Consider the following 26,284-nt stretch of genomic DNA (forward strand, 5'->3'; position numbering starts at 1 on the left):
GAAATTGTCCCTCTATTCATTCTAGACCATTATCTCAAGCAGTAACTTTAGTTTCTTCTTCACGTAGCCCCGCCGGCGGCCAATTTTCTAGACGTATACCTAAAGATAGCCCCCGTAACGTCAATACATCCTTAATTTCCGTTAGCGATTTCTTACCCAAATTAGGAGTTTTTAATAACTCAACCTCCGTCTTCTGAATAAGATCGCCAATATAGTAAATATTTTCTGCTTTAAGGCAATTTGCTGAGCGTACTGTCAATTCCAGATCGTCTATTGGTTGTAATAGCACAGGATCAATCTCAGCCGCCTTTTTCTCTTTAGCCGTTTCAATTCTACCTTCCAACTCAACGAAAGCCGTTAACTGATCTTGCAGAATAGTTGCAGCCTTTCGTACTGCTTCATCCGGAGCGATAGTACCATTCGTTTCGATCTCTATAATCAGCTTATCTAAATCAGTTCGCTGCTCAACACGGGCACTATCCACTTCATAAGTCACTCTTCGGATAGGGCTAAACGAAGCATCAAGAATTAGGTGCCCGATAGAGCGTTCATCCTCTTCCTTAGGTATTCGCACGGAAGCTGGTTGATAACCTCGCCCACGGACAACCTTCATAGTGAGATTAAGCTCACCAGATTTAGTGAGATGAGCAATAACATGCTTAGGATTGATAACCTCTACATCATGCTCCAGTTGAATATCTCCTGCAGTGACCGTTACCGGCCCTTTACTGCTCAGACTCAAGGTAACTTCATCACGACCATGCAGCTTGATTGCAACTCCTTTAAGATTAAGCAGGATCTCTGTCATGTCTTCCTGCACCCCTTCCTTGGTGGTATACTCATGTAGCACACCATCAATTTGCGCTTCAATAATGGCGCATCCTGGCATCGAAGATAGCAGGATTCGGCGCAGAGCATTACCCAGGGTATGCCCAAATCCACGTTCTAGCGGTTCTAAAGTAACTTTAGTTGCGTAATCGTTAATACGCTGGACATCTACTATCCTGGGCTTAAGAAAATTAGATACTTGCATGGGTAGCACACTTCCCCTCTAGGAATTAATATCGCACCGGAAGTATGTTAAGACGCGAGCGCGCCCTCTATAGGATATAGGTATTTTATTTCCTTACTTCGAATAAAGTTCAACGACCAAATTTTCCTGAATATCGGGGGCAAGCTCGCTACGCTCCGGTACCCTTTTAAATACACCTTCTAACTTACCCGCGTTAATTTCCATCCACTCGGCTTCTGTTCGTGCCTGGGCTAGCTCAAGTGCAAATTTTATTCGATCTTGCTTCTTAGCTTTTTCTCTAACGGCCACCACATCCTCAGCCCGTACCTGATATGAGGGAATATTAATTCCTTGTCCATTAACAAGAATCCCCTTATGGTTAATAAGCTGCCGTGCCTCGGCGCGGGTGCTTCCGAATCCCATTCTATAAACTACATTATCAAGGCGCGACTCAAGCAGTTTAAGTAAATTTTCACCCGTAGACCCCTTTCGCCGGGCCGCTTCCTTGTAATAGCGCCGAAATTGTCTCTCTAATACCCCATACATACGGCGCAGCTTCTGTTTCTCGCGTAGCTGCAGAGCATAATCTGACATGCGGGCGCGTCTTGTCCCTGCTCCATGCTGGCCGGGCACCTGCTCAATCTTACACTTGGAATCAATGGGGCGAACACCACTTTTTAAAAATAAATCCGTACCTTCCCGCCGCGCCTGCTTGAGCTTAGGACCTGTATATTTAGCCAACTTTAACTCTCCTTAATTAAACCCTTCGCTTTTTAGGGGGACGGCATCCATTGTGGGGAATGGGTGTAATATCTGCGATATTTGTAACCTTAAACCCCGCATTATTCAAAGATCGTGCAGCAGATTCACGCCCTGGCCCCGGCCCTTTAACTCGGACTTCTAAATTTTTCATACCCATCTCTTGGACTATCCGGCCGGCTTTCTCAGCAGCTACTTGAGCAGCAAACGGTGTACTTTTCCGCGAGCCTCGAAAACCGCTGCCTCCCGAAGTCGCCCACGCCAAGGTATTTCCCTGGCGGTCAGTGATCGTCACGATCGTGTTGTTAAAAGAGGCATGAATATGGGCGATACCATCAGCTACGACCCTTTTCACTCGTTTTTTTGTACTTGCTTTCGCCATGTGCGTAGTACCCTGCTTTTTTATTTCCTAGCCAACCGCCGCGGGCCCTTGCGCGTCCTTGCATTCGTCTGAGTGCGCTGTCCTCGCACTGGAAGTCCCCTGCGATGGCGGTGTCCCCGATAACAGCCCAAGTCCATTAGTCGTTTAATATCCATGCTTATTCCACGCCGCAGGTCCCCCTCCACGGGATACTTAGCAACCTCAGCGCGTAATCCCTCTAATTCGTTATCAGAAAGATCCCTAACCTTTTTATCAGAAGGTACGCCAACCGCCTTGCAGATCTTACGAGCACGGCTTAGCCCTATTCCATAAATAGAGCTGAGTGCGATTACCGTGTGCTTATGCACCGGGATATTAATTCCAGCGATACGGGCCATTCACCGTCTCCACAAAGAAGTCGTTAGTTATGCTACGCATAACCTGTTATTTTATCTTATAAGTCGATATACTGACAACTACTATCTTGGTTACTCTAGGGAGTAATTTTACCCTTGGCGTTGTTTATGCCGGGCATCTTTGCATATAACCCGCACTACGCCTTTCCGGCGCACAACCTTGCAATGGCGGCAAACTTTTTTTACCGAAGCACGAACCTTCATTATCTTTCTCCTGGCCCTTTATTAATCAATGTAATAGGCTCCCAGTAGTCGCCCCGCTTCCCTTTAACTGCGATTTCTTAAGTAAGCTCTCGTATTGATGGGACATCAAATGCGCCTGCACCTGAGCGACAAAATCCATAACAACAACCACGATAATCAGTAAGGAGGTACCCCCAAAATAAAACGGAACATTCCAATACAGAATCAAGAACTCAGGCAAAAGGCATACTGCGGTGACATAGATCGCACCACCCAAGGTAAGCCGACCCATAACAGTATCGATATAGCGAGTAGTCTGCACTCCCGGTCGTACTCCAGGAATAAACGCTCCCGATTTTTTTAAATTATCCGCTGTCTCTTTCGGATTGAATACCAACGCTGTATAAAAGAAACAAAAGAAGATAATAGCTATAGCATACAAGAGTACATAAATAGGCTGCCCCGGGGAAAGGGTAGCAGATAAATCTCTGAGCCAACCCATCCCTTCGCTAGCGCCAAACCAACTTGATACCGTTGCCGGGAATAAAATAATACTTGATGCAAAAATAGGGGGAATAACACCCGACATATTAATTTTTAACGGCAAATGACTTACCTGCCCCCCGAAAACCTTTCTTCCGTGTTGCTGTTTAGCATAATGCACTAAGATACGCCGCTGAGCACGCTCCATAAACACCACGAAAGCCGTAACCAATAGTGCTAACGTCAAAAGCACTAATACTGTAAAAGTATGTAATTCACCGGTTCGAGCTAACTCCAATGTTCCGCCAAGCGCCGAAGGCAACCCAGCAACAATAGCTGCAAAAATAATCAGCGAAATTCCGTTTCCTATACCACGCTCAGTGATTTGCTCGCCTAACCACATTAGAAACAAAGCCCCGGTCACCAACGTTATTACCGCTGTTACCCTGAAAATCAAGCCTGGCTCGATAACGACGGAAGCGCCCCCAACTTGCTGAGACTCCAACGCAATAGTTACTCCCACTGCTTGTATGGTAGACAATACCAACGTGCCATAGCGTGTATATTGGGTGATCTTTCGCCGCCCCGAGGCGCCCTCTTTTCGAAGCTGCTCTAGTTTTGGATGAACCGCCGTTAGCAGTTGCATAATGATAGAAGCGGAAATATACGGCATAATTCCTAATGCGAAAACTGATAAACGCTCTAACGCTCCTCCAGAAAACATGTTAAACATGTCCAGAATAGTGCCGCGCTGCTGCTCAAACAAAGTAGCCAGCGTTACCGGATCAATCCCTGGCACAGGAATGAATGTGCCAACCCGATAGACTAGCAAAGCGCCTATAACAAATAGTAGCCTTTGTCGGAGTTCAACTAATTTGCCAGAGGAATTTCGATCGAATGACTTTTTGGAGGCGCGTTTCGCCACAGTTACTCTCCGATGCGGCCGCCCGCCGCTTCAATAGCTCTGCGTGCGCCTGCAGATACCATAATTCCCTGCAAGCTTATCGACTTATCAAGCTTACCCGATGCAATAACTTTAACTCGTTTGGCCCATCTTGGAATTAATCTGGCTTTCACGAGAGCAGCAATATCTACCGTATCAGCTTTTACCTTTGCAAGCTGGTCTAAGCGCACCTCAACTCCGAAACGAGCCTTACGGGAGCTAAAACCTATTTTAGGAACGCGCCTTTGTAAGGGCATCTGACCACCTTCAAAGCCAACCTTACGAAAGCCCCCCGATCGCGATTTCTGGCCCTTATGCCCACGACCACAAGTTTTGCCCCAGCCCGATCCAATGCCGCGGCCAACACGCTTTTCTGCCTGCTTGGCACCGGGGGCTGACGAGATCGTATTTAATCGCATTTTAGCCTTCCTCTAACTTCAAAAGGTAAGATACCTTTTGGATCATTCCTCGATTTTCAGGGGTATCAATAATCTCAACCGTTTGGCCAATCTTGCGAAGCCCTAAACCAGCAACACACGCCTTATGTCGCGCTAATCGCCCAATAGTGCTTCTTACTAGCGTTACCCTAAGCGTCCTCTTTTGCGCTGCCATCATCCACCACCCACGATCTCTTCGAGATTTTTGCCCCGCTTAGCCGCAATGGTTTCCGGGCTTGACATCTGCACAAGCCCCTTAACGGTAGCTTGCACAACGTTCACAGGATTCGCAGAACCTATACATTTTGCCAGAACGTTATGAACACCCACAACTTCAAAAACGGCACGCATTGCGCCTCCAGCAATAATCCCCGTTCCCTCAGAAGCAGGTTGCATATGAACCTTGGCGGCACCATGGCGAGCAGTAATTGGATGCTGCAACGTATCTCCTTCTAAGGGGACTGAAATCATATTCTTTCTCGCATTTTCCATAGCCTTTTGAATAGCAACGGGTACTTCGCGAGCTTTACCTCGGCCAAATCCGACACGTCCCTTCCCGTCACCTACCACCGTTAAGGCCGAAAAACCAAATTGACGCCCGCCTTTCACAACCTTAGCAACACGTCTCACGCCAACCAACTTCTCCAGTAATCCATCTCCGGTTACCCGGCGATCTGTCTGTGCCATCAGTTTCAACCTTTAAAACTGTAATCCACCTTCCCGGGCCGCATCTGCTAATGCTTTTACCCGACCATGGTATTTGTAGCCAGAGCGATCAAAGGCAACCTTGGCAATGCCCTTCGCCCTAGCCCGCTCGGCAATCGTCTTACCAACGGTAATTGCTGCTTCTTTATTACCGGTACTCTTAAGCTGTTGCTTCAGCATTGACTCAACCGTTGAGGCACTCGCAACGACATTTCCATCCGCTGGCTTGATTATTTGCACATAAATATGCTTAGGCGTGCGGTGAACCGTTAATCGCACCATCCCTAGCTCATGAATTTTATGTCGTGTTTTAGCCGCGCGTCGTAATCTTGCTGTTTTTTTATCCACATTACATTCCTACCTATGACTTCTATTTTTTCTTCGCTTCCTTGCGCACAACTATTTCGTCTGCATAGCGAACACCTTTTCCTTTATAAGGTTCGGGCGGCCTGAATCCGCGAATGTTCGCCGCAGCCTGTCCAACCTGCTGCTTATCATATCCTTTGATGATGATTTCAGTCGGACTAGGCACTTCAATAGTAAGACCCTCTGGCGCAGTAAATTCGACGGGATGAGAATAGCCTAAATTAAGCACAAGCCTTCGCTCTTGCATCTGCGCCCGGTAACCTACCCCAACTAGTTGCAAACGCCGCTCAAAACCTTGGCTAACTCCCTGTATCATATTATTTACTAGGGCACGGGTTGTGCCCCTAAGCGCATTTACTCGCTTATCCGCATTCTTCGCCGAAAAGCGCAGTATTTCCCCTTCTTGGTTTACCTGTATCAAAGGGTGAAAAGCAAACGTAAGAGAACCCTTTGCGCCCTTTACCTCAATGTTATTATCCCCAGAAAGCGTGACTTCGACCCCCTTCGGGATCGGCACGGGGTTATCAGCAATTCTTGACATGCTTCCCTACCTCTTTTAGGCAACGTAGCACAATACTTCGCCGCCTTCTCCAATGGATCTCGCGGCTTTATCCGTCATAACACCGCGAGATGTGGAGACAATAGCAATACCTAACCCGCCACGGATTCTAGGCAGTTTATCTCTGCTTTTATACATACGCAGCCCTGGGCGACTCGCCCGGTGGATATCCTCAATCACCGGTTTGCCTCCATGATACTTTAGGCGTATTACTAATGTAGGCTTTACACCAGCTATCATCTTACAATCTTCAATGTAACCTTCTTCTCTTAGCACGCGAGCAATATTCACCTTCAATTTGGAAGAAGGCATACTGATTTCCACCTTGCTCGCATTCTGACCATTACGGACTCGTGTCAGCATGTCCGAGATCGGATCGGTCATACTCATATATTTTTTAGCCCCTTTTATAAAATTAAGGTATTAATAATATTAAAAATTATAGAGGCTTTACCAACTAGCCTTAACTAGGCCTGGAACATCTCCACGCATAGCCACCTCACGGAGCCTATTACGGGATAGACCGAACTTACGTATATAACCTCGAGGCCGCCCCGTTAAGCGGCAACGTCTCCGTTGGCGTACGGGCGAAGAGTCTCTAGGCAAACTATGAAATTTAAGCATTACCCTTTGACGTTCTTCTGGACTAAGACTTTCATCCCGCATCTGCGTTTTTAACTCTACACGTCTAGCCGCATATTTACGCGCTACGCGTATCCGCTTCAGCTCCCTATTAATCATGCATCTTTTTGACATCGCTAAACCTCTAGCCCTGCTAAGTATGAGTTCTAAACGGAAAATTAAATGCCCTAAGCAATGCTTGACCTTCCTCATCCGTTTTTGCTGTGGTTGTTATCGTGATATTCATTCCCCTTATAGCATCAATCTGGTCATAGTCGATCTCTGGGAAAATAATCTGCTCACGAATACCCATATTATAGTTACCCCTCCCATCAAAAGACTTAGGACTAAGCCCACGGAAGTCCCGAATTCGAGGAATCGCTATATTAATTAGCCGGTCTAAAAATTCGTACATCTGCTTACGACGCAAGGTAACTTTACAGCCGATAGGCCAACCCTCACGGATCTTAAATCCGGCTACCGACTTTCGCGCACGAGTGAGCATCGGTTTCTGGCCAGAAATCCTAGCCATATCACCCATAACTCGCTCCAAGATTTTTTTATCTCCGACCGCTTCTCCAGCCCCTATATTCAAGGTGATTTTTTCGATCCGAGGCACCGCCATAACCGACTGATAACCAAGACGCTCCCGTAGCTGGTTAACCACTGTATCCCGATAATGTCTTTGCAACCTTGCCATACTAATCTACCACTGAGCTCTGGAATAAGTTCAAACAACCCTGGACGCTTCTCTAAGCGTCAATGATTTCATCGTTTGATTTGAAATAACGCACCTTACGACCATCTTCCAATTTCCTAAAACCAACCCGATCACCTTTCTCCGTAGTCGGGTTGTAAAGCATAATATTAGAGATATGTATCGATGCCTCCCGCTCAATAATTCCCCCAGGCTTATTAGCGGTCGGGTTAGGCCGGGTATGCCGTTTTACCATGTTAACATCTTGTACGATCACACGCTCATCGCCTAATATGCGTAGAACTTTTCCTTGCTTCCCTCTACTCCTCCCGGCGGTAACGATAACCTCATCGCCTACCCTTACTCTGCGCATCACTATCCTCCCTATAATACTTCCGGGGCCAAAGAAACAATCCTCATAAAGTTCTCAACGCGCAGCTCCCTTGTCACGGGGCCAAAGATTCGAGTACCTATAGGCTGTAACTGGTTATTCAATAATACAACGGCATTATTATCAAACCGAATAAGTGACCCATCCGCCCGGCGAACCCCTTTTCTGGTCCGCACGATCACCGCATTATAAACTTCACCTTTTTTCACTTTACCGCGCGGAATCGCTTCCTTGACTGCAACCTTAATAATATCGCCAATTCCCGCATAGCGCCGCTGTGACCCGCCTAATACCTTTATACACAAAAGCCGACGAGCACCGCTATTATCTGCCGCCTCTAGGCTAGTCTGCATTTGAATCATTCCTGCCCTCCACTTAATCTCATCAGGGAATCAAGCATTATTCAACGTGCGCGCTCAAGGATATCAACCAATTTCCAGGCCTTAGTCTTAGATAGCGGACGTGCCCCTGCAATCGCTACAATATCGCCTATCCGGCACTCATTATTTTCATCATGGGCATGCAACTTAGTAAAACGCCTTACATATTTTTTGTAGAGCGAGTGAGCAACTTTACGCTCTATAAGCACCGTAATCGTCTTATCCATCTTGTCACTCACTACGCGGCCGATAATGGTGTGTGAAATTTTCTCCTGATCGCTCATAGCCTACTGCGCCTGCCGTTGTTTTTCAGTGAGTACCGTTTTAACCCGAGCAATGCTACGTCGAACTCGCTTCAACTCGCTATTTCGCACCAACTGCCCAGTACCCATTTGCATCCGCAGCTTAAACCGCTCTCGAGAGAGCTCCAAGAGCTCCTTCTGCAATTCATCTTCCGTCTTTGTTCGCAATTCTTGAACTTTCATCACATAATCGCCCGGGTAACAAATACCGTTTTAATAGGCAATTTAGCTGCCGCTAATTCAAAAGCCCTCCGTGCTACTCCCTCCGGCACACCTTCCATCTCATAAAGGACGCGGCCAGGCTGTATATTGGCAGCCCAAAATTCTACGCTCCCCTTACCTTTTCCTTGACGTACTTCAAGAGGTTTTTGAGTAATTGGTTTATCCGGAAAAATCCGAATCCAAATTTTTCCGCCCCGCTTAACATGCCTGGTCATAGCGCGCCGCGCAGCCTCGATTTGGCGAGCGGTAATCTGCCCTCTACCTATAGCCTTCAAGCCATATTCGCCAAAATCTATCTGGCTACCTCGGAGGGCTTGTCCACGATTTCTGCCTTTTTGCTGTTTACGGAACTTAGTTCTTTTCGGCTGTAACATATTTATTACCCTAGCTTATCGCTGAGCTTCCCGTGGCAACCTGCGGCTCCGGCTGCTCAAATACTTCGCCCTTAAATATCCATACCTTAACGCCAAGAATTCCATAGGTAGTCCTTGCCTCAGCAAAACCATAGTCTATATCAGCGCGTAGCGTGTGCAATGGTACCCGACCTTCCCGATACCACTCGCTGCGCGCAATCTCTGCCCCATTTAAGCGCCCAGAGACTTTTATCCTAATACCTTGCGCACCTACACGCATAGCGTTGGTAACCGCACGCTTCATCGCTCGACGAAACATGATTCGCCGCTCAAGCTGCTGAGCCACATTTACAGCAACAAGCGTTGCGTCCAATTCAGGCTTGCGTATCTCTTGAATATTAATATGAACGGGTATACCCATCATTCCTGAGACTTCTTGCCGCAGGTTGTTGATATCCTCACCCTTCTTTCCGATGACAATACCTGGACGCGCAGTATGAATGGTAATTCTGGCATTACGCGCGGGCCGATCGATCTGAATATTACTCACTAGCGCATGGGATAGCTTCTTGGTAAGGTAGCTACGAACTGCTAAATCATTATTCAGCAATTCACTAAATTGACCGCTATCTGCATACCATTTAGAGTTCCAATCCTTAACAATACCTAAACGGATCCCAATAGGATGTACTTTTTGCCCCATTAGCTATCTGTGCTCCCCTAATCCTCTGCAACCATCACCTTAATATGGCAAGAGCGCTTAAAAACTCGACTAGCACGCCCTCTAGCCCTTGCGCGGATTCGCTTTATAGTAGGTCCTTCGTTAACCATGATGGCAGCAACGCGCAGCTCATCGATATCAGCTCCATCATTGTGCTCAGCATTCGCAATAGCCGACTCCAGCACTTTTCTAATAAGAACCGCTGCTTTTTTAGGGCTAAAGCTCAAAACATCCAATGCCTTATCTACAGGCAGCCCGCGAACCTGATCTGCAACTAGCCGACCTTTTTGAGCCGATAGCCGCGCATTTTTTAATATTGCCGTAGTTGCCATTTCCCGCTCCGTTACTACCTAGATTTTTTATTAGCCACATGGCCTTTAAAGGTACGTGTCGGGGCAAATTCACCCAATTTATGACCAACCATATTTTCCGTGACTAAAATAGGAATATGCTGTCGTCCATTATGGACAGCAATCGTCAATCCAATCATTTCCGGGACAACCATAGAGCGACGCGACCAGGTCTTAATCGGACGCCGACTCTGGGATGCGCTCGCCTCCAGCACCTTTTTTTGTAGATGGGGGTCCACAAATGGGCCTTTTTTAATCGAACGCGGCATGCTTCATCCTCTCACTCTAAGTTATTTATTTTTTACGTCGGCGTACAATAAACTTTCCCGTACGCTTGTTACGGCGAGTCTTATACCCCTTAGTGGGTACCCCCCAAGGGCTAACAGGGTGGCGGCCACCTGAAGTGCGACCCTCACCACCCCCATGGGGATGATCTACAGGGTTCATCGCAACCCCGCGCACGGTGGGCCGTTTCCCTCGCCAGCGCTTAGCTCCCGCCTTACCTAAAGACCGGAGAGCATGCCCATCATTGCCTACTTCTCCAATTGCTGCTCGGCACTCAAGTGGTACTTTTCGTATCTCACCTGAGCGCAAACGCAACATCGCATAATCACCCTCACGTGCAACCAACTGACAGGAAGAACCCGCGCTTCGTGCTAATTGAGCACCTTTACCTGGCTTTAGCTCAATACAATGCACAAGCGTACCAACTGGAATATTCCGTAGCGGAAGACAATTTCCATCTCGAATCGGAGCTTCCCGTCCAGAAGTTATGATATCACCAACCTTAACCGCCTTGGGTGCAATGATATAACGCTTTTCCCCATCAGAATAGCTAATTAACGCAATATGAGCACTACGATTTGGATCGTATTCTATCCTCTTCACGCGTCCAGAGACGCCGGTTTTATTGCGCCTAAAATCAATAATTCGGTAGAGCCGCTTATGCCCGCCACCACAATGGCGAACGGTTATTCTACCCTGATTATTCCGGCCCCCGCTCTTGCTTAGTTTCTTAGTTAAAGCAGGATGGGGTCTACCCTTATATAATTCGGGGGAAACCACCTGAACCACAAACCGGCGGCCAGCGGATGTAGGTTTGGCTTTTACAATCGGCATAGCTATTTCCTTAATTTATCCAAATAACAACCAGCTGTTATTCAACACTTACGAAATCAATTTCATAGCCCGCTTGCAGCACCACGTAGGCTTTTTTCCAATCGCTGCGGCGACCGATATACCGTCCCGAACGCTTACGCTTTCCCTTAACTAGCGCTGTATGCACTTTATTAACTTTGACATCAAATAAAAGTTCAACCGCCCGTTTAACTTCTCGCTTGTCAGCATTAGGCAAGACTTTAAAAACCACCTGATTATGCTTTTCCCCTACTAACGTGCTTTTTTCCGAAACCACAGGCGCCAAAATAACCTTAGTCAAGTGCTCCTCATTCATGTGAGGCCCCCCTCGAAACAACGGATCGCATCCTCCGTTATCAGAACCCCATCAAACCGAATTAATTCAACAGGACTAACTCTACCCACATTACTTATAGCAACTGTTGGAATATTGCGGGCAGACAATTCAAGATTACGATCATCTTCAGCGACCACAACCAATACATTGCGCCAAGTAATAGACTTTAATAACTTAGCCAAATCCTTTGTTTTCGGTTTAGAAAGTATAATTTTATCTACCATCCTTAACCTGTCTTGACGCACAAGCTCTGATAAAATCGAGCGCATAGCCGCTCGGTACATTTTTTTATTTACCTTTTGCGAGTAATCTCCCGGCTTGGCAGCAAAAACCTTGCCGCCACCCCGCCATAGCGGGCTTCGAATGGTACCCGCCCGAGCACGGCCCGTCCCCTTCTGCCGAAAAGGCTTAGCGCCACCCCCTCGAACCTCCGAGCGCGTTTTATGGGCACGCGTGCCCGCTCGAGCTTTAGCCAAATAGGCAGTAATCACTTGATGGATAAGAGACTCATTAAAATGTTGAGCAAACACGGCATCGGACAGCTGCACTGTACCCGTTTCAGAATTTTTTGAGAGCGACTGCACTGGGAGCTCCATCACCCTTTCCTCCTTATATCTATCTTAAACGGACTTGACTGCCGGTTTAACTATCACATCGCCTCCTGGCGCGCCAGGTATAGCTCCTTTTATCAATAACAATTGGCGCTCTTCATCAACCCGCACTAACTCAAGGTTTTGGACGGTACGCCGCACATTTCCCATTTGCCCAGCCATTTTTTTTCCTTTAAACACGCGGCCTGGAGTTTGGCATTGACCAATAGAGCCTGGAGCACGGTGGGATAATGAATTACCATGGCTGGCATCTCCACCGCCGAAATGATAGCGGCGAACTACACCAGCAAAACCACGTCCTCGAGTAACGCCGATAACATCAACTCTTTGTCCGACCTCAAACAAGCTTACTTTAAGCTCATCGCCAACCTCAATATTCTTTTCTTTCTGGATTTCAAAACGAAATTCCCGCAGCTTTCGGCCAGGCTCTACCTTCGCCTTTGCAAAGTGCCCCTTGAGCGGCTTAGTGACTCGAGCAGGGCGTCTCTCACCTACCGTTACTTGCGCCGCCTGGTAACCATCTCGCTCTAGAGTCTTAACCTGGGAAATCCGATTCGGAGTTGCCTCAATCACCGTTACCGGTATTGACGCTCCTTCATCCGTAAAAACACGGGTCATCCCTATCTTCCGGCCGATTAGTCCGATTGCCATTCGTCTATCCTCGCGCCTGCCACTGTATACACACTTGTCAGGTTAATTTAATCTGGACATCAACGCCCGCAGCCAAATCTAGCTTCATCAAGGCATCAACGGTCTTTTCTGTCGGATCTACAATATCCATTAATCGCTTATGGGTACGAATCTCATACTGATCTCGCGCGTCCTTGTTGACATGGGGAGATATCAGTATCGTGAACCTTTCCTTGCGAGTAGGCAATGGAATTGGCCCACGTACGTGAGCTCCTGTGCGCTTAGCAGTACCCACGATTTCTCGAGCCGATTGGTCAATCAGACGATGGTCAAACGCCTTTAGTCGGATTCTAATGATTTGTTGCTTGGCCATATCGCTGCTACTCGATCACTTTACTGACGACGCCGGCCCCTACCGTACGCCCCCCCTCACGGACGGCAAAACGCAACCCCTCCTCCATCGCAATAGGCGCAATCAAACTGACTGTCATCTGAATATTATCCCCCGGCATCACCATCTCCACCCCATCGGGTAAATCAATCGCTCCCGTCACATCCGTGGTCCGAAAATAAAACTGCGGACGATAGCCTGTGAAAAACGGCGTATGCCGCCCCCCTTCATCCTTGGAAAGAACATATACTTCCGCATAAAACTTCGTATGCGGGGTAATCGACTTGGGCTTGGCCAACACTTGACCACGCTCCACATCCTCGCGCTTGGTACCGCGCAACAAAACCCCCACATTGTCCCCCGCTCGCCCCTCATCCAAAAGCTTGCGGAACATCTCAACCCCCGTGCAAATAGTCTTCTGCGTCTCCCGCATCCCAACTATCTCTATCTCTTCCCCTACCTTGATAATACCCCGCTCCACTCGACCCGTTACTACCGTTCCTCGGCCCGAAATCGAAAACACATCTTCTATCGGCATCAAAAACGGCTGGTCTACCGCCCGCTGGGGCTCAGGAATATACGCATCCATATGCTCCACCAACTTCACTATCGATGGAACGCCTATCTCACTCGTATCTCCCTCCAACGCCTTCAGCGCGCTACCCACCACTATCGGTGTGTCATCCCCCGGAAATTGATAACTATCCAGCAACTCCCGAACTTCCATCTCCACTAATTCCAATAGCTCCGGATCGTCTACCATATCCGCTTTGTTTAAATACACCAATATAAATGGCACTCCCACCTGACGCGCTAGCAATATATGCTCTCGCGTCTGGGGCATCGGACCATCCGCTGCCGATACTACCAGCACCGCTCCATCCATCTGCGCCGCTCCCGTAATCATGTTCTTCACATAATCCGCATGACCCGGGCAATCCACATGCGCATAGTGGCGATTCTCCGTCTCATACTCTACATGCGACGTCGCTATCGTGATCCCCCTCTCTCGCTCCTCCGGCGCATTGTCTATCTGGTCGTAGGCCCGGAACTCACCCCCATACTGCTCCGATAATATCCGCGTCAACGCCGCCGTTAACGTCGTCTTACCATGGTCTACGTGACCAATCGTGCCTACGTTTATATGCGGCTTCTTCCGCTCAAATTTCGACTTGGACATGGTAGCTTACCTCACAAGGATAACTGTTTATCTATCTCATTGAGACTTTTTAATGATCGCCCCGGCGATGTTAGAGGGCGCTTCATTGTACTTTGAGAACTCCATTGTATAATTAGCTCGCCCCTGCGTAGCCGAACGGAGATCAGTGGCATATCCAAACATTTCCGCTAATGGTACTTCTGCTCGAATAATTTTGCCGCTAAGGGAGTCCTCCATCCCTTGCACCATGCCGCGGCGCCGATTGAGATCACCCATTACGTCACCCATATATTCCTCGGGAGTCACTACCTCTACTTTCATAATAGGCTCAAGCAACACAGGATCCGCTTTTTGCACTCCTTCCTTGAAGGCCATAGACCCTGCAATTTTAAAAGCCATCTCGCTAGAATCCACATCGTGATATGAACCATCATATAAGGTCACCTTGACATCAACCACAGGATACCCAGCAATTACTCCATTCTCGGTTTGTTCCTTTATCCCCTTATCAACCGCAGGAATAAACTCCTTAGGCACGGTACCGCCTACAATTTTATTAACAAATTCATATCCCTTGCCGCGCTCTTGAGGTTCCAATTTGAGCCAAACATGACCATATTGGCCTCGACCGCCACTCTGGCGCACAAATTTACCTTCCTGTTCTATGCTACGGCGTATTGTTTCCCGGTACGCTACCTGGGGGGCACCTACATTAGCCTCAACCTTAAACTCTCGCCTCATGCGGTCAACAATAATATCTAAATGCAACTCTCCCATCCCTGCGATGATAGTCTGCCCAGACTCTTCATCGGTACGGACCCTAAATGAAGGATCCTCCCTAGCCAGCTTTCCAAGGGCTATAGACATCCTTTCCTGATCACCCTTGGTTTTAGGCTCAATAGCAACAGAGATCACAGGATCCGGAAATTCCATACGCTCCAATAAAATAATGTGATTCGTGTCGCATAAAGTATCACCAGTTGTCACGTTTTTTAGACCAACCGCAGCGGCAATATCACCAGCCATCACATCCTTAATTTCTTCACGGCTATTAGAGTGCATCTGAAGTAAACGGCCAATACGTTCGCGATTCCCAGAAGCTGCGTTATAAACTGTGTCCCCCGAGCTTAATACTCCAGAATAAACCCGGAAGAAGGTGAGATTTCCAACGTAAGGATCAGAAGCAATCTTAAAGGCTAGCGCGGCAAATGGTTCTTCATCAGAGGCGTGGCGCTCGCCCTCAGTGTCGTCTTTTTGTATCCCTTTAATAGGGGGAACCTCGATTGGGGATGGCATATAAGCAAGCACTGCATCCAGCATCGCCTGGACTCCCTTATTTTTAAAGGCGGAACCACATAAAGCGGGGACAATTTCTCCATTTAAAGTTCGAATGCGAAGGCCCTTAACGATATCTTCTAGCGGTAGATCGCCTTCCTCTAGATATTTCTCCATCAACTCTTCAGATGCTTCGGCAGCGGCCTCAATCATCTTTTCCCGGTATTCATCGCAGCTAGCCTGTAAATTTTTAGGTATTTCTTTTTCTTCAAAAGCCATACCCATACTGGCTGTATCCCAGTGGATAGCCTTCATCTTAATAAGATCGATCACCCCTTCAAAATTTTCTTCAGCGCCAACAGGCATCTGAATAGGAATCGGATTAGCTCCTAATCTGCTGCGAATTTGCTCAACTACCCGAATAAAATCAGCACCCTGCCGATCCATTTTATTAACAAATGCTAAACGGGGCACCTTATATTTATTCGCTTGCCGCCATACGGTTTCAGATTGGGGTTCTACCCCCCCCACCGCGCAGAACACAGCAACGGCGCCATCTAATACCCGCAAGGAGCGCTCTACCTCAATCGTAAAATCCACATGTCCGGGAGTATCGATGATATTGATTCGATGCTCTGGAAACTGCCTCGCCATTCCACTCCAGAAGCAAGTTGTCGCTGCGGAAGTAATCGTAATACCTCTCTCCTGCTCTTGCTCCATCCAATCCATAGTGGCAGCACCATCATGAACCTCGCCCAGCTTATGGGAGACACCTGTATAATATAGAATACGCTCGGTAGTAGTGGTTTTGCCGGCATCAATATGTGCCATAATGCCAATATTACGATAGCGCTCGATAGGAGTCTTCCGGGCCACGACAACAAATCCTTAATTTCTTAAATTTAAAAAACAAACCAAACCACTGAACATTTACCAACGATAATGCGCAAAGGCTTTATTCGCCTCTGCCATACGGTGGGTATCTTCTCGCTTCTTGACCGCGGTTCCCTTACCCTCATGGGCATCCAAAAGCTCCCCGGCTAGACGCAAATCCATAGATTTCTCGCTCCGCTTGCGAGCCGCTTCCACTAGCCAACGCATAGCAAGCGTGGAACGCCGTTCGGGACGGACCTCCACGGGCACTTGATAAGTCGCCCCACCTACGCGGCGTGACTTAACTTCAACTAATGGACGGACATTTTCCAGCGCTTTTTCCAAAACATCCATGGGATCCTGATTGGCTTTTTCCGATACCCGACCTAAAGCTCCATAAATTATTCTCTCTGCCAAAGATTTCTTGCCGCTCAGCATAAGAATAGTAATAAACTTAGCCAGCTGTACGCTCCCGTATTTGGGATCTGGCAGAACCTCTCGTCTCGCTATAACCCGTTTTCTCGGCATTTTTCGTTTCCGTCCAATTCTCGTCTATCACATTTAACCGCTATCTATAGATGAGGTAAGCACTACCCCTTTGGTCGTTTAGCCCCATACTTGGAGCGGCCTTGCCGACGATCCCCCACACCTGCTGTATCTAAAGAGCCTCGTACGATGTGATAGCGCACACCAGGTAAGTCCTTGACGCGACCGCCACGAATCAAAACTACCGAGTGTTCTTGCAAGTTATGCCCTTCACCTCCGATATAAGAGGTAACTTCCATACCATTAGTTAGACGTATACGGGCCACCTTACGCATGGCCGAGTTAGGCTTCTTTGGCGTAGTAGTATAAACTCGAGTACAGACCCCTCGCTTTTGGGGACAAGCCTGCAACGCGGGTACATTGCTTTTCTGCTTCTGCCGTACCCGCGGCTTACGAACCAATTGGTTAATGGTGGCCATGGATCTCTAAATACTCCAGACAAAATAAAGTTAAGCGCCCAAACGCCGATTATTCTCGGAGAATGAACGCTTCAGTATATTCGGGTTTCTAAATTCTCATCATTCCCCTTAAAAGGAGAATGCTATCTGCATAGAAAGCGAACAATTTTATTCTGAATTAAATTTTCTGTCAAGCGGTAGCAGCGCCTGACTCAGAAATCTCATCTTCACCATAATGGGAAGCGCCTGTATCAGCCGTCAAGGATTCTGGCTGCTCCAGCAACCGCCGCTTGCGACGCCGTTCAGAATGATAGGCTAAACCTGTCCCTGCGGGAATTAAACGGCCCACAATCACATTTTCTTTTAACCCCCGCAACTCATCGCATTTGCCTGTCACCGCTGCCTCCGTAAGCACCCGTGTAGTCTCTTGGAAAGAGGCAGCCGAAATGAAAGATTCCGTGGCTAAAGAAGCCTTGGTAATACCCAGGAGCACCGGCTCAAAACGAGCAGGTAATTTACCTTCCTTCTCCATTTTTTCATTTTCTTCCAGCAATCTTGACTTATCGATCTGCTCGCCCTTGAGAAAATTAGTATCTCCAGGTTCTATTATTTCCACTTTGCGAAGCATTTGGCAGATAATGACTTCAATGTGCTTATCATTGATTTTTACCCCTTGCAGGCGATATACCTCCTGAACTTCGTTAACAATATAATAAGTTAACTCCTCCACACCTCTTAGGCGTAAAATATCATGCGGTACAGGTGGTCCATCGACGATCGCTTCGCCTTTTTCAACATGCTCGCCTTCAAACACATTCACTTGACGCCACTTAGGAATCAATTCCTCATGCCGCTCGCTATCACTGCCAGTAATGATGAGCCGCTGCTTTCCTTTAGTTTCCTTACCAAAGCTTACCGTCCCTGAGATCTCGGCAAGCACCGCTGGATCCTTTGGTTTTCGGGCTTCGAAAAGGTCTGCTACTCTCGGCAAACCACCCGTAATATCGCGGGTCTTACTAGATTCTTGGGGCAATCGCGCCAATACATCACCCACACCAACCATAGCACCATCTTCTACAGAAACAATCGCTCCTGCTGGCAAATAATAATGAGCTGGAATATCCGTCCCTGCAAGGCACAGATCACTCCCCGCTTCATCAATCAATTTAACCATTGGGCGTAATTCTTTAACAGCAGCACCCCGCTGCTTGGGATCAAGCACCGTAAGGCTGGTCAAGCCGGTCACTTCATCAGCCTGACGTTCCACAGTAGTACCTTCCAGAAAATCCTGAAGTCTGACCTTACCCGCGACCTCGGTGATGACTGGATGAGTATGAGGAGCCCAAGTAGCAATGACTTGACCCGATTCCACTGTATCACCATCCCCTGCTGAAAGCTCGGCACCATAAGGAATCTTATAACGTTCCCGCTCACGCCCCTGTTCATCGACCACATGGACTTCACCGGAGCGGGAGACAGCAACATACTTACCGCTATCATGTTGAACAATCTTAACATTATGCAACCGAATGTTGCCTCTATACTTAACCTCAATCCTGTCGGTCGTCACTGCTCGAGAGGCTGCCCCTCCAATATGGAAAGTGCGCATAGTAAGCTGCGTGCCTGGCTCACCGATAGATTGCGCTGCAATAACACCAATAGCTTCACCGATATTGATACGGTGACCTCGTCCCAAATCCCGACCATAGCAAGCAGCACAGATTCCATACCGAGTCTCGCAGGTAATAGGTGAACGCACCTTCACTGCATCAATACCTAGCGTCTCAAGGTAATCAACCCAGGATTCATCCAGTAACGTACCAGCAGGTATAGCGACTTCATTACTTCCTGGCACATAAACATTAAGCGCCAGTACTCGCCCTAGAACACGCTCTCGTAACGGCTCCACAATATCGCCGCCCTCTACAAAAGGGGTCATATTAATTCCACGTGTGGTGCCGCAATCATCCTTTGTAACGACTAAATCTTGAGCCACATCCACTAAGCGCCGAGTCAAATACCCTGAATTAGCGGTTTTTAACGCTGTGTCCGCCAGACCCTTGCGGGCTCCATGGGTAGAGATGAAATACTGCAGGACATCCAATCCTTCACGAAAATTAGCGGTAATCGGCGTTTCAATAATTGAACCGTCCGGTTTAGCCATCAAGCCACGCATACCGGCAAGTTGGCGAATTTGGGCGGCCGATCCACGAGCACCGGAATCAGCCATCATATAGATAGAATTGAAAGTCTGTTGCTTGACGACATTACCTTTTGCATCGCGTACCTCCTCGCTTCCTAGACGTTCCATCATCGCCTTAGCAACTTGATCATTAGTATGGGACCAAATATCCACGACTTTATTGTAGCGCTCGCCATTAGTCACCAAGCCCGAAGCATACTGGTCCTCTATTTCCTTAACCTCTTCTTCCGCGTCGGTAAGGATCGCTTGCTTTTCCTTTGGCACCACCATGTCATTAACACCAATGGAAATACCGCTAAGAGTCGCCTGTCGGAATCCAAGGTACATCAGCCGATCAGCAAACACCACCGAAGTCTTAAGGCCAAGGCGCCGGTAGCAAATATTAACCAACTTAGAAATTTCTTTCTTGGTCATATTCTTATTAGCTAACTCAAAAGGCAGCCCTGGGGGCAAAAGTTCCGAGAGCAAGGCCCGCCCCACTGTGGTCTTAACAAGGCGGGTCGTCTCGCCTTTACCTTCAGACTTTGAGAGATCTATGTCGGTAATGCGCACTGCGATTTTTGCATGGAGATCAGCCGTATTTGTCTCATAGGCGCGCCGTACCTCATCGATATCGGCAAAGAGCATTCCTTCACCCTTAGCATTCACCCGCTCGCAGGTCATATAATAAAGCCCTAATACAACATCCTGGGTAGGGACAATAATGGGCTCTCCATTAGCTGGGGACAAAATATTGTTGGTAGACATCATTAGCGCACGGGCTTCCAACTGAGCCTCCAAGGATAGCGGCACATGAACCGCCATCTGGTCACCGTCAAAGTCAGCATTAAAGGCTACGCACACTAAGGGGTGGAGTTGAATTGCCTTACCTTCAATAAGCACCGGCTCAAAGGCTTGGATGCCAAGACGATGCAAGGTGGGGGCACGGTTAAGCATCACCGGATGCTCACGGATCACCTCTTCTAACACGTCCCATACCTCTGGGCCTTCCCGTTCCACTAATTTTTTCGCCGCTTTAATCGTGGTAGCAAGCCCAGCCCGCTCAAGCTTACCAAAGATAAAAGGCTTAAAAAGCTCCAGCGCCATCTTTTTGGGCAAACCACACTGGTGTAGCTTCAGAGTCGGACCCACCACAATCACCGAGCGGCCTGAATAATCCACCCGTTTCCCCAGCAAGTTTTGCCGAAACCGGCCCTGCTTACCTTTAATCATATCGGCCAGCGACTTTAAAGGTAACTTATTGGTGCCTGTGATCGCCCGCCCACGACGTCCGTTATCCAAAAGGGCATCCACGGACTCTTGGAGCATACGCTTTTCATTGCGCACGATAATATCAGGCGCATTCAAATCTAACAGCCGCTTGAGACGATTATTACGATTAATCACCCGCCGGTACAGATCGTTAAGATCGGAAGTAGCAAAACGCCCCCCTTCCAACGGCACTAAAGGCCGTAAATCCGGTGGTAATACGGGGAGGACTTCCAAAATCATCCACTCAGAACGATTACCTGAGTCAATGAAAGCCTCGATAAGCTTAAGCCGCTTGCTAAATTTTTTGATTTTGGTGTCAGAGTTGGTGCCTGTAATCTCCTCACGCAGCCTGGTCGCCTCTCCCTTAAGATCAAGGGTTTTTAACATTTTCTGAACGGCTTCTGCTCCCATACGAGCATCAAATTCGTCACCATATTCCTCAATGGCTTGAAGATAAGCCTCGTCTGCTAGGAGTTGCCCCCGCTCTAACGAAGTCATACCCGGATCAATAACCACAGATGCCTCAAAGTAGAGTACCCGCTCAATGTCCCGGAGCGTCATATCTAACAGTAGACTAATCCGCGAAGGCAGCGATTTTAAAAACCAAATATGAGCTACCGGACTCGCCAACTCAATATGACCCATGCGCTCCCGGCGAACTTTCGCTAGTGTCACCTCTACCCCGCATTTCTCACAAATCACGCCACGATGTTTGAGACGCTTATATTTACCACATAAGCACTCATAGTCTTTGACTGGGCCAAAAATCTTAGCGCAAAACAATCCATCCCGCTCTGGCTTAAAAGTTCGATAATTAATGGTTTCAGGCTTCTTGACTTCGCCGTATGACCAAGCCCGGATCATATCGGGAGACGCCAGGCCAATGCGTATGGAATCGAACTCCTCCATCTGGTTTTGCTGCTTGAGCAAATTCAGCAAATCTCTCATTTATGTGCTCCTCCATAGCCAAGCTGGCAAGATATATCTATTGTGACCATCAACCCGTCCTACTATGTCCACGGCCATTAGTCTTGTTCCAGTTCAATATCAATGCCGAGGGCACGAATTTCTTTGGTTAATACATTAAAAGATTCCGGCATACCCGCTTCCATACGGTAATCACCATCTACGATGTTCTTATACATCTTAGTGCGCCCGCTCACATCGTCGGATTTCACAGTAAGCATTTCCTGCAAAGTATAGGCTGCACCATAGGATTCCAGCGCCCATACCTCCATCTCACCAAAACGCTGTCCGCCAAACTGGGCCTTCCCACCCAAAGGCTGCTGAGTAACCAAGCTATAAGGACCCGTTGAACGGGCATGCATCTTGTCATCAACTAAATGGTTCAATTTAAGCATATGCATATATCCTACCGTTATCGGGCGGGCAAAGGCTTTTCCACTCCTGCCATCATAAAGATTTGTCTGCCCATTTATAGGCAAATCAGCCAACTCCAGCATAGCTTTAATCTCTTGCTCGGAAGCACCATCGAATACTGGTGTCGCCATAGGAACCCCATCACTCAGGTTATTCGCAAGCTCTAATACCTCTTTATCACTCAGAGAGTTCAAGTCTTCTCTCTTGCCACTAGCGTTATATATTCGATCTAAAAAAACACGCAGTTCAGAAACCTGTTGCCCTGAATCAAGGAGAGCACCAATTTTTCGACCTAGGCCCTTTGCCGCCCATCCTAAATGGGTTTCTAGAATCTGCCCAATATTCATCCGGGAAGGTACCCCTAGAGGATTAAGCACGATATCCACTGGAGTCCCATCTTCCATATAGGGCATGTCTTCAATAGGCACAATCGTGGAAATTACTCCCTTATTTCCATGCCGGCCTGCCATCTTATCACCTGGTTGAACACGGCGTTTTACGGCTAAATAGACCTTCACCATTTTCTGGACACCAGGAGGGAGATCATGTCCAGAAGTGAGCTTGGCACGTTGCTGCTGGAATTTTTCATCCATCGCAATCCGTTGTTCCTTAAGCTGTCCAGCGACCGATTCTAGCTGCTTACCCGCCTCCTCGCTACGTAGTCTAATCTCAAACCATCGTTCCCTAGGTAAATCAGCAAGGTAACTTTGGGTAATTTGAGTGCCCGCTTTTAGTTCTGCCGGCCCTCCTTCGACCGTCTTACCTACTAACACCTTCTCTAGACGTTGGTAGATATCAGTCTCCACGATACGAAATTCATCCCGCAAGTCCTTTTTGATCTTAGCGAGCTCCATCTCCTCTATCTCTAAGGCCCGAGCATCCTTTTCCACGCCATCACGGGTGAAAACCTGGACATCAATGACGGTGCCCTGCATACCTGAAGACACCCGCAAAGACGTATCCTTTACATCAGAAGCCTTTTCCCCAAAGATAGCTCGTAAGAGCTTTTCCTCCGGTGTCAATTGAGTCTCCCCTTTGGGAGTTACCTTGCCAACCAAAATATCGCCAGGTTTCACCTCAGCGCCAATATAAACAATACCCGCCTCATCCAACTTAGATAACGCCGCCTCGCTTACATTCGGAATATCGCTGCTAATCTCTTCTGGCCCTAACTTAGTATCTCGAGCAAAGCAAGTCAGTTCTTCAATATGAATGGAGGTAAAACGATCTTCTTCCACCACTCGCTCGGAAATAAGGATAGAATCCTCGAAGTTATAGCCATTCCAAGGCATAAAGGCAACGAGCAGATTCTGCCCCAAAGCTAATTCGCCCATATCTGTCGAAGGACCATCAGCCAACACATCACCTATAGCTACCGTATCGCCTGGCTTTACTAACGGACTCTGATTAATACAGGTGTTTTGATTCGAGCGGGCGTATTTAATGAGATTATAAATATCAACCCCCGGTTCATCGGAAGCCGTCTCTTCGTCATTAACTCGCACGACAACCCGGGCTGCATCCACAGAATCCACGATACCCCCACGGCGAGCAACCACCATCACGCCTGAATCACGAGCTACGAATTGCTCCATACCAGTACCTACTAAAGGGGTTTCCGCCCGCAAGGTAGGCACTGCCTGGCGCTGCATGTTAGATCCCATCAATGCACGGTTGGCATCATCGTGCTCTAAAAAAGGAATTAAAGATGCCGCTACCGATACGATCTGTTTAGGTGATACATCAATGTACTGCACTTTTTCAGGCGGCAGAAGAGTAAATTCATTCTTGTGACGACAAGAAACTAACATATCAATGAGGCGTCCCTCCTCATCCGCAGCCGCATTCGCCTGAGCAATTACATACTGCCCTTCTTCAATGGCCGAAAGATAATCCACTTCGGCAGTCACCCTGCCATCCACTACTTTTCGATATGGTGTTTCAATAAAACCATATTGATTAATTCGGGCATAAACCGCTAAGGAATTAATTAAACCAATATTTGGACCTTCCGGAGTCTCGATGGGGCAGACGCGCCCGTAATGAGTAGGATGTACATCACGTACCTCAAAACCAGCCCGCTCACGAGTTAATCCTCCTGGCCCTAGTGCAGATACCCGTCGTTTATGAGTCACCTCTGATAAAGGATTGTTCTGATCCATAAACTGTGATAGCTGGCTAGAGCCAAAAAACTCCTTAATCGCTGCCGATACGGGTTTCGCGTTAATCAATTCCTGGGGCATTAACCCCTCCGACTCGGCTAAACTCAAACGCTCCCGTACCGCCCGCTCGACTCGCACCAAGCCTACGCGAAACTGATTTTCCGCCATTTCTCCAACACTGCGCACCCGGCGATTGCCCAGATGGTCAACATCATCCACACTACCGTAACCATTACGGATATCAACTAAGGTCTTTATAACATCGACAATATCTTCTTTGGATAATATACTTGGGCCGGTAATATCTTCTTTCCCCAGACGGCGATTAAATTTCATTCGACCCACCGGAGAGAGATCGTAACGTTCTGGGTTGAAAAACAGATTTTGAAACAAATTCTGTGCTGCTTCCTTAGTCGGCGGTTCCCCAGGGCGCATTACACGATAGATTTCCATCTGGGCTTCTAGCGGTGTGGTAGTGGGATCTAAGCGTAAACTATCGGAGATAAAGGAACCTCGGTCCAAATCGTTGGTATAAATGAGATCAAAGGCTTGTATATCAGTGTTTTCTATAACCGCTAGTAATTCCGCTGTAATTTCATCATTCGCTTTAGCCAATACTTCTCCGGTACCAGTATCAATCAGATCCCGAGTTAGAATTTTTCCTATTAAAAACTCCTTAGGCACGGATAAAGTCTTCATTCCAGCCTTTTCCATCTGCTTGATATGGCGCGCCGTAACCCTCCGCCCAGCTTCAACGATGACTTCACCATCTGGGCTAGCGATATCGAAAGGCAGTGACTCACCCCGAAGTCGCTGAGGTACCAAGTCTAATAAATAGCTTGAACCTTGGCGCTTAACCGAAATCGTTTCAAAGAACATAATTAGAATTTCCTCGGTGCTGTAACCGAGGGCGCGTAACAATATAGTCGCTAGCAATTTACGCCGACGATCAATACGGGCATAAATGCAATCCTTAGGATCGAATTCAAAATCGAGCCAAGATCCCCGATAGGGGATTATCCTAGCAGAAAAAAGTAACTTTCCTGAAGAATGGGTCTTTCCCTTATCATGCTCAAAGATAACCCCTGGAGAACGATGTAATTGAGAGACGATAACTCGCTCCGTGCCATTAATAACAAAATTCCCTTTTGGCGTCATCAAGGGGATCTCGCCCATATATACTTCCTGCTCTTTTACATCCTTGACTACTTGTTCGCTAGCAGGAGATTCTTTGTCATAAATAACAAGACGCAACTTAACCCGCAGAGGGGCCGCATAAGTTAAACCGCGTACTTGGCACTCCTTAACCTCGAATGAGGGAACACCAAGATGATAACTGCTATACTGTAGCTCAGCATACTCTGTATAGCTCTTAATAGGAAAAACGCTCTTAAATGCAGCATGCAACCCTTTATCTTTCCTCTTACCAGGAGGCACATCCATCTGTAGAAAATCCAGGAAAGAGCCGATTTGTATGGTTAACAAGAAAGGAGTTTTCAGTATACTATGGAGCTTGCCAAAATCCTTACGAATACGCTTCTTCTCGGTCAACGAGTAGGGCATCTTATCACCTCGGCGCGAGTACTTGCTAATAAAAAACCAGCAGCGGTGCTGCTGGCACCGCATTGCTGGCATTCTCTTAGAGAGGGGTTATTGCTTCTTCCAAGCTC

General features: G+C 47.7%; 32 protein-coding genes and 1 pseudogene. All 33 read right to left on the minus strand.

The features are described from left to right. Positions 1 to 34: 34 nt before the first annotated feature. A complete protein-coding gene (locus NWAT_RS10455) occupies positions 35 to 1,033 on the minus strand; it encodes a DNA-directed RNA polymerase subunit alpha (RefSeq protein ID WP_013221054.1) in 999 nt (332 codons plus the stop codon). A gap of 93 nt (positions 1,034 to 1,126) precedes the next feature. Further along, complete coding sequence (gene rpsD, locus NWAT_RS10460; protein ID WP_013221055.1) at positions 1,127 to 1,753, minus strand: 30S ribosomal protein S4; 627 nt, start codon at positions 1,751 to 1,753, stop codon at positions 1,127 to 1,129. Between the two features lie 16 nt (positions 1,754 to 1,769). Beyond that, positions 1,770 to 2,153, minus strand: a complete 384-nt coding sequence (gene rpsK, locus NWAT_RS10465) for a 30S ribosomal protein S11 (RefSeq protein ID WP_013221056.1) — start codon at positions 2,151 to 2,153, stop codon at positions 1,770 to 1,772. A gap of 20 nt (positions 2,154 to 2,173) precedes the next feature. After that, positions 2,174 to 2,530, minus strand: coding sequence for a 30S ribosomal protein S13 (rpsM, locus tag NWAT_RS10470; protein WP_013221057.1), 357 nt, complete (start codon positions 2,528 to 2,530; stop codon positions 2,174 to 2,176). A gap of 108 nt (positions 2,531 to 2,638) precedes the next feature. Continuing rightward, complete coding sequence (gene rpmJ / locus NWAT_RS10475; protein WP_011330914.1) at positions 2,639 to 2,752, minus strand: 50S ribosomal protein L36; 114 nt, start codon at positions 2,750 to 2,752, stop codon at positions 2,639 to 2,641. Positions 2,753 to 2,777: 25 nt separating this feature from the next. Continuing rightward, positions 2,778 to 4,139, minus strand: a complete 1,362-nt coding sequence (gene secY, locus NWAT_RS10480; protein WP_013221058.1) for a preprotein translocase subunit SecY — start codon at positions 4,137 to 4,139, stop codon at positions 2,778 to 2,780. Positions 4,140 to 4,141: 2 nt separating this feature from the next. Then, positions 4,142 to 4,576 (minus strand): 50S ribosomal protein L15, encoded by a 435-nt coding sequence (rplO, locus tag NWAT_RS10485; RefSeq protein WP_013221059.1) that lies wholly within the window; start codon positions 4,574 to 4,576, stop codon positions 4,142 to 4,144. Position 4,577: 1 nt separating this feature from the next. After that, positions 4,578 to 4,769, minus strand: coding sequence for a 50S ribosomal protein L30 (gene rpmD, locus NWAT_RS10490; protein WP_041350980.1), 192 nt, complete (start codon positions 4,767 to 4,769; stop codon positions 4,578 to 4,580). Beyond that, positions 4,769 to 5,281: a 30S ribosomal protein S5 gene (gene rpsE / locus NWAT_RS10495; protein ID WP_013221061.1), complete on the minus strand. Its 513-nt coding sequence runs from the start codon at positions 5,279 to 5,281 to the stop codon at positions 4,769 to 4,771. The genes rpmD and rpsE overlap by 1 nt, the downstream gene beginning before the upstream one ends. 12 nt (positions 5,282 to 5,293) lie before the next feature. Continuing rightward, positions 5,294 to 5,647 carry a 50S ribosomal protein L18 gene (rplR, locus tag NWAT_RS10500; RefSeq protein WP_013221062.1) on the minus strand — a complete coding sequence of 118 codons (354 nt, stop codon included), beginning with the start codon at positions 5,645 to 5,647 and terminating at the stop codon, positions 5,294 to 5,296. Positions 5,648 to 5,669: 22 nt separating this feature from the next. After that, complete coding sequence (gene rplF, locus NWAT_RS10505; RefSeq protein WP_013221063.1) at positions 5,670 to 6,206, minus strand: 50S ribosomal protein L6; 537 nt, start codon at positions 6,204 to 6,206, stop codon at positions 5,670 to 5,672. Between the two features lie 15 nt (positions 6,207 to 6,221). Further along, complete coding sequence (gene rpsH / locus NWAT_RS10510) at positions 6,222 to 6,614, minus strand: 30S ribosomal protein S8 (protein WP_013221064.1); 393 nt, start codon at positions 6,612 to 6,614, stop codon at positions 6,222 to 6,224. Positions 6,615 to 6,674: 60 nt separating this feature from the next. Continuing rightward, a complete protein-coding gene (gene rpsN / locus NWAT_RS16210) occupies positions 6,675 to 6,980 on the minus strand; it encodes a 30S ribosomal protein S14 (RefSeq protein WP_013221065.1) in 306 nt (101 codons plus the stop codon). A gap of 19 nt (positions 6,981 to 6,999) precedes the next feature. Then, positions 7,000 to 7,545, minus strand: coding sequence for a 50S ribosomal protein L5 (gene rplE, locus NWAT_RS10515; RefSeq protein WP_013221066.1), 546 nt, complete (start codon positions 7,543 to 7,545; stop codon positions 7,000 to 7,002). 52 nt (positions 7,546 to 7,597) lie between these two features. Then, positions 7,598 to 7,915, minus strand: a complete 318-nt coding sequence (gene rplX / locus NWAT_RS10520; RefSeq protein ID WP_013221067.1) for a 50S ribosomal protein L24 — start codon at positions 7,913 to 7,915, stop codon at positions 7,598 to 7,600. Between the two features lie 11 nt (positions 7,916 to 7,926). After that, entirely contained in the window at positions 7,927 to 8,295 is a 369-nt protein-coding gene (gene rplN / locus NWAT_RS10525) for a 50S ribosomal protein L14 (protein WP_013221068.1), read from the minus strand. Between the two features lie 41 nt (positions 8,296 to 8,336). Further along, complete coding sequence (gene rpsQ / locus NWAT_RS10530; protein ID WP_013221069.1) at positions 8,337 to 8,597, minus strand: 30S ribosomal protein S17; 261 nt, start codon at positions 8,595 to 8,597, stop codon at positions 8,337 to 8,339. Positions 8,598 to 8,600: 3 nt separating this feature from the next. Then, positions 8,601 to 8,798: a 50S ribosomal protein L29 gene (gene rpmC / locus NWAT_RS10535; protein WP_013221070.1), complete on the minus strand. Its 198-nt coding sequence runs from the start codon at positions 8,796 to 8,798 to the stop codon at positions 8,601 to 8,603. Then, positions 8,798 to 9,211 carry a 50S ribosomal protein L16 gene (gene rplP, locus NWAT_RS10540; RefSeq protein ID WP_013221071.1) on the minus strand — a complete coding sequence of 138 codons (414 nt, stop codon included), beginning with the start codon at positions 9,209 to 9,211 and terminating at the stop codon, positions 8,798 to 8,800. The genes rpmC and rplP overlap by 1 nt, the downstream gene beginning before the upstream one ends. Before the next feature lie 10 nt (positions 9,212 to 9,221). Further along, positions 9,222 to 9,893 (minus strand): 30S ribosomal protein S3, encoded by a 672-nt coding sequence (rpsC, locus tag NWAT_RS10545; RefSeq protein ID WP_013221072.1) that lies wholly within the window; start codon positions 9,891 to 9,893, stop codon positions 9,222 to 9,224. Positions 9,894 to 9,910: 17 nt separating this feature from the next. Next, entirely contained in the window at positions 9,911 to 10,243 is a 333-nt protein-coding gene (rplV, locus tag NWAT_RS10550; RefSeq protein WP_013221073.1) for a 50S ribosomal protein L22, read from the minus strand. A 14-nt stretch (positions 10,244 to 10,257) separates the two neighbouring features. After that, positions 10,258 to 10,530 (minus strand): 30S ribosomal protein S19, encoded by a 273-nt coding sequence (gene rpsS, locus NWAT_RS10555; RefSeq protein WP_013221074.1) that lies wholly within the window; start codon positions 10,528 to 10,530, stop codon positions 10,258 to 10,260. 25 nt (positions 10,531 to 10,555) lie between these two features. Then, complete coding sequence (rplB, locus tag NWAT_RS10560; RefSeq protein ID WP_013221075.1) at positions 10,556 to 11,380, minus strand: 50S ribosomal protein L2; 825 nt, start codon at positions 11,378 to 11,380, stop codon at positions 10,556 to 10,558. A 37-nt stretch (positions 11,381 to 11,417) separates the two neighbouring features. Then, positions 11,418 to 11,714, minus strand: coding sequence for a 50S ribosomal protein L23 (rplW, locus tag NWAT_RS10565; protein WP_013221076.1), 297 nt, complete (start codon positions 11,712 to 11,714; stop codon positions 11,418 to 11,420). Further along, positions 11,711 to 12,331 carry a 50S ribosomal protein L4 gene (rplD, locus tag NWAT_RS10570; protein WP_013221077.1) on the minus strand — a complete coding sequence of 207 codons (621 nt, stop codon included), beginning with the start codon at positions 12,329 to 12,331 and terminating at the stop codon, positions 11,711 to 11,713. The genes rplW and rplD overlap by 4 nt, the downstream gene beginning before the upstream one ends. Before the next feature lie 24 nt (positions 12,332 to 12,355). After that, positions 12,356 to 12,997, minus strand: coding sequence for a 50S ribosomal protein L3 (gene rplC, locus NWAT_RS10575; RefSeq protein ID WP_013221078.1), 642 nt, complete (start codon positions 12,995 to 12,997; stop codon positions 12,356 to 12,358). Positions 12,998 to 13,034: 37 nt separating this feature from the next. Then, a complete protein-coding gene (gene rpsJ / locus NWAT_RS10580) occupies positions 13,035 to 13,349 on the minus strand; it encodes a 30S ribosomal protein S10 (protein ID WP_013221079.1) in 315 nt (104 codons plus the stop codon). Between the two features lie 7 nt (positions 13,350 to 13,356). Beyond that, the gene (tuf, locus tag NWAT_RS10585) at positions 13,357 to 14,547 is read right to left on the minus strand and encodes an elongation factor Tu (RefSeq protein WP_013221080.1); all 1,191 of its coding nucleotides are present in this window, start codon (positions 14,545 to 14,547) and stop codon (positions 13,357 to 13,359) included. 36 nt (positions 14,548 to 14,583) lie between these two features. Next, a complete protein-coding gene (fusA, locus tag NWAT_RS10590; RefSeq protein WP_013221081.1) occupies positions 14,584 to 16,677 on the minus strand; it encodes an elongation factor G in 2,094 nt (697 codons plus the stop codon). A gap of 54 nt (positions 16,678 to 16,731) precedes the next feature. Next, positions 16,732 to 17,202, minus strand: coding sequence for a 30S ribosomal protein S7 (gene rpsG, locus NWAT_RS10595; RefSeq protein WP_011330930.1), 471 nt, complete (start codon positions 17,200 to 17,202; stop codon positions 16,732 to 16,734). Positions 17,203 to 17,264: 62 nt separating this feature from the next. Further along, on the minus strand, positions 17,265 to 17,639 hold the full coding sequence (gene rpsL / locus NWAT_RS10600; RefSeq protein WP_011330931.1) for a 30S ribosomal protein S12: 375 nt from the start codon (positions 17,637 to 17,639) through the stop codon (positions 17,265 to 17,267). A 259-nt stretch (positions 17,640 to 17,898) separates the two neighbouring features. Further along, positions 17,899 to 22,020, minus strand: a pseudogene (gene rpoC, locus NWAT_RS10605) (DNA-directed RNA polymerase subunit beta'); the annotation flags it as partial. A 77-nt stretch (positions 22,021 to 22,097) separates the two neighbouring features. Continuing rightward, positions 22,098 to 26,177 (minus strand): DNA-directed RNA polymerase subunit beta, encoded by a 4,080-nt coding sequence (gene rpoB / locus NWAT_RS10610; protein ID WP_013221083.1) that lies wholly within the window; start codon positions 26,175 to 26,177, stop codon positions 22,098 to 22,100. Positions 26,178 to 26,284: the final 107 nt, after the last annotated feature.

Source organism: Nitrosococcus watsonii C-113 (genome assembly GCF_000143085.1).
Lineage (GTDB): Bacteria > Pseudomonadota > Gammaproteobacteria > Nitrosococcales > Nitrosococcaceae > Nitrosococcus > Nitrosococcus watsonii.

Coding starts and splice junctions, on each gene's coding strand:
- rplW (WP_013221076.1), bottom strand. CDS start 11,714: ATGAATGAGGAGCACTTGACTAAGGTTATTTTGGCGCCTGTGGTTTCG.
- rplC (WP_013221078.1), bottom strand. CDS start 12,997: ATGGCAATCGGACTAATCGGCCGGAAGATAGGGATGACCCGTGTTTTT.
- rpsE (WP_013221061.1), bottom strand. CDS start 5,281: ATGGCACAGACAGATCGCCGGGTAACCGGAGATGGATTACTGGAGAAG.
- rplN (WP_013221068.1), bottom strand. CDS start 8,295: ATGATTCAAATGCAGACTAGCCTAGAGGCGGCAGATAATAGCGGTGCT.
- rplF (WP_013221063.1), bottom strand. CDS start 6,206: ATGTCAAGAATTGCTGATAACCCCGTGCCGATCCCGAAGGGGGTCGAA.
- rpmD (WP_041350980.1), bottom strand. CDS start 4,769: ATGGCAGCGCAAAAGAGGACGCTTAGGGTAACGCTAGTAAGAAGCACT.
- rpsL (WP_011330931.1), bottom strand. CDS start 17,639: ATGGCCACCATTAACCAATTGGTTCGTAAGCCGCGGGTACGGCAGAAG.
- rplO (WP_013221059.1), bottom strand. CDS start 4,576: ATGCGATTAAATACGATCTCGTCAGCCCCCGGTGCCAAGCAGGCAGAA.
- rplV (WP_013221073.1), bottom strand. CDS start 10,243: ATGGCAACTACGGCAATATTAAAAAATGCGCGGCTATCGGCTCAAAAA.
- rplB (WP_013221075.1), bottom strand. CDS start 11,380: ATGCCGATTGTAAAAGCCAAACCTACATCCGCTGGCCGCCGGTTTGTG.
- rpsJ (WP_013221079.1), bottom strand. CDS start 13,349: ATGGCCAAGCAACAAATCATTAGAATCCGACTAAAGGCGTTTGACCAT.
- NWAT_RS10455 (WP_013221054.1), bottom strand. CDS start 1,033: ATGCAAGTATCTAATTTTCTTAAGCCCAGGATAGTAGATGTCCAGCGT.
- rpsN (WP_013221065.1), bottom strand. CDS start 6,980: ATGTCAAAAAGATGCATGATTAATAGGGAGCTGAAGCGGATACGCGTA.
- tuf (WP_013221080.1), bottom strand. CDS start 14,547: ATGTCCAAGTCGAAATTTGAGCGGAAGAAGCCGCATATAAACGTAGGC.
- rpsS (WP_013221074.1), bottom strand. CDS start 10,530: ATGCCGCGTTCGATTAAAAAAGGCCCATTTGTGGACCCCCATCTACAA.
- rpmJ (WP_011330914.1), bottom strand. CDS start 2,752: ATGAAGGTTCGTGCTTCGGTAAAAAAAGTTTGCCGCCATTGCAAGGTT.
- rplP (WP_013221071.1), bottom strand. CDS start 9,211: ATGTTACAGCCGAAAAGAACTAAGTTCCGTAAACAGCAAAAAGGCAGA.
- rpsH (WP_013221064.1), bottom strand. CDS start 6,614: ATGAGTATGACCGATCCGATCTCGGACATGCTGACACGAGTCCGTAAT.
- rpsG (WP_011330930.1), bottom strand. CDS start 17,202: ATGCCGAGAAAACGGGTTATAGCGAGACGAGAGGTTCTGCCAGATCCC.
- rpsM (WP_013221057.1), bottom strand. CDS start 2,530: ATGGCCCGTATCGCTGGAATTAATATCCCGGTGCATAAGCACACGGTA.
- rpoB (WP_013221083.1), bottom strand. CDS start 26,177: ATGCCCTACTCGTTGACCGAGAAGAAGCGTATTCGTAAGGATTTTGGC.
- rpsQ (WP_013221069.1), bottom strand. CDS start 8,597: ATGAGCGATCAGGAGAAAATTTCACACACCATTATCGGCCGCGTAGTG.
- rpmC (WP_013221070.1), bottom strand. CDS start 8,798: ATGAAAGTTCAAGAATTGCGAACAAAGACGGAAGATGAATTGCAGAAG.
- rpsC (WP_013221072.1), bottom strand. CDS start 9,893: ATGGGGCAAAAAGTACATCCTATTGGGATCCGTTTAGGTATTGTTAAG.
- rplE (WP_013221066.1), bottom strand. CDS start 7,545: ATGGCAAGGTTGCAAAGACATTATCGGGATACAGTGGTTAACCAGCTA.
- rplX (WP_013221067.1), bottom strand. CDS start 7,915: ATGCGCAGAGTAAGGGTAGGCGATGAGGTTATCGTTACCGCCGGGAGG.
- rpsK (WP_013221056.1), bottom strand. CDS start 2,153: ATGGCGAAAGCAAGTACAAAAAAACGAGTGAAAAGGGTCGTAGCTGAT.
- rplD (WP_013221077.1), bottom strand. CDS start 12,331: ATGGAGCTCCCAGTGCAGTCGCTCTCAAAAAATTCTGAAACGGGTACA.